General features: G+C 34.5%; 1 protein-coding gene. It reads right to left on the minus strand.

What is annotated here, in order from left to right:
• The coding region (locus tag AC1DRQ_RS31140) for an ABC transporter ATP-binding protein (RefSeq protein WP_477429951.1) at window positions 1–1,721 on the minus strand (1,721 nt) is incomplete at its 3' end.
• Between the last annotated feature and the right edge of the window lie 207 nt (window positions 1,722–1,928).

Below are 1,928 nucleotides of genomic sequence, written 5' to 3' on the forward strand. Positions count from 1 at the left end.
GCTGTAACCTTACCGCGGTCAAGCATATAAATATTGTCAACATTTCTGATGGTTGACAATCTGTGAGCAATAATAACCATGGTGTAAGTACCATGTAGCTTTTCTATATTTTGCTGTATAAACAATTCAGTTTCAGAATCAAGAGCCGAGGTAGCTTCATCTAAAATCAAAATATCAGTAGCCTTGAACAACTCCCTTGCAATGGATATCCTTTGTTTTTGTCCGCCGGATATTAACATACCGTTGTCGCCTAAACTTGTTTTCTCTTTTTCTGGCAGGCTATCTAAGAAATTGGTTAATGAAGCCATTTCAATAACATTCCAGAAACGTTTCATATTTTCCTCAGTAGGCTCAGCCCAAAAGGTGATGTTGTTATAGATGTCATCTCTAAAAATAACTGCTTCCTGCGATATATAACCTATGCGGTTTCTGTAACTATCAAGATTGTAATTTGATATAGGTACGCCATCTATGAGCAAATTACCTGAAGCGGGCTTAAGTAAGGCTGTAATAACATTTGCAAGTGTAGTTTTACCTGAGCCGCTCTCGCCTACAAGGGCAATGGTTTTGTTTTTCTCAATAACAATGTTGAGGTTCTGTAAAACCTTATTATCTCCAAAATTAAAGCTCAGGTCCTGCGTAACAATGCCCTCTTTAAAACCATGAAGCTCAACATCACTTTGTACTTCCTTATTTTGATGCATCTCATTGGTTAAATGGAACACAAGGTCAATAGCGCCAACATTTTGCATAAAGCTTTGCCACGAAGCCTGGAACATCATTAAAAAGGATAAACCTCTGTAAAATAAAAGTAAGCTGAGAATGATGGAACCAAGACCGCCGCCCATCCATTTAATCTGAACTATGATAACGATAATTACAATTACCATTACCAAAGGTTCCCTTATACTGGTAGTTACGGCCTGCAGATAACCAATTTTTTTGTTCAGGCTTTCAGTTTCGTCAATTAAAAGTTTTATTTTTTTAGAAAAACCTCTAAAGTTATTGGTAGCTTTTAAATACTTAAAGTAGTGTATAGCCTCAATCAAATAGGAGTTAAAAACATTTCCTTTGTTTGATATGCTGATAGATGCCTTTTTTACCATTTGAAATATCTTAYGGAATAGCAGATTGGAAAGCGCCGATCCGACAACAACAAGAAATGCGAATTGCCAGTTGGCTAAAAAAGCCATTGCCACGTAGGTAATTAACATAGCAACACCACTTATTGATAGTAAATACTGTGTTATGGCGGTCAGCAATTTCGAAACCTCCGTAGTAACTATATTATGTACTTTTCCGGCATCTAATTTTAAAAAGCTTTCATAACTTAATTGCTGTAAGCCATTGGTAAGCTCATAACGGGCCTTTTTCATAAATACCTGCTTCAGATTAGTTTGAGAAACTAATTGACCAAATTTAACGGCTCCCTTTATAGCAAATAACACTGCTAAAGCTACTAATACGGTATAAATGTTTAATGGTATTGACAAATAGTTAAACGAGTCGGTAAAAAAATGAAGTTTCCCCATTGATTTATTGTTCTCTAAATGACCCGTACTATCCATTGACTGTATTAACGGAATAAACATGGCCAAACTAAAACCATCCAGGAAACTTACTGCAACACTTAAAAATATGTCAAATAGTAATTTTAAGCCCAGTACCCGGTAGTAAAAGAAAAAATACCCTGCAAAATTATGTTTAAAATCAGTTTTCATTTAAAATCAGTTTTTTATAAGAATAGATTTAGAAGCACTATATAAAGAATTGAATAAAAGCATTGCCGGTCCTATGACAAAATAGGTTGACGTACATATATGGCAATTATCTGTGGCAGACATATTTAATAAATCCCTTAAAGGTAGTCTTTTTTTTAAAATTTCAATCAATTTGCTATATTGTTTAATATTTAACAAATATATGCC

The organism is Mucilaginibacter sp. P4_E8 (assembly GCF_056401495.1).